Consider the following 445-nt stretch of genomic DNA (forward strand, 5'->3'; position numbering starts at 1 on the left):
AAGGCTCAGACAGCCAGGATGTTGGCTTAGAAGCAGCCATCATTTAAAGAAAGCGTAATAGCTCACTGGTCGAGTCGGCCTGCGCGGAAGATGTAACGGGGCTAAGCTATACACCGAAGCTGCGGCTACGTACTATGTACGTGGGGTAGGGGAGCGTTCTGTAAGCCGTTGAAGGTGGTCTGTAAGGGCTGCTGGAGGTATCAGAAGTGCGAATGCTGACATGAGTAACGATAAAGGGAGTGAAAAACTCCCTCGCCGGAAGACCAAGGGTTCCTGTCCAACGTTAATCGGGGCAGGGTAAGTCGACCCCCTAAGGCGAGGCCGAAAGGCGTAGTCGATGGGAAACGGGTTAATATTCCCGTACTTCTTACAATTGCGATGGGGGGACGGAGAAGGCTAGGTGGGCCTGGCGACGGTTGTCCAGGTTCAAGTACGTAGGCGGAAG

Annotated in this window: 1 rRNA gene; it reads left to right on the forward strand. The window is 54.2% G+C overall.

The features are described from left to right. Nucleotides 1-445: ribosomal RNA gene (locus BTO10_RS23320) — 23S ribosomal RNA — on the forward strand; the annotation flags it as partial.

The sequence above is a fragment of the Vibrio chagasii genome, assembly GCF_002954585.1.
GTDB classification, from domain to species: Bacteria; Pseudomonadota; Gammaproteobacteria; order Enterobacterales; family Vibrionaceae; genus Vibrio; species Vibrio chagasii_A.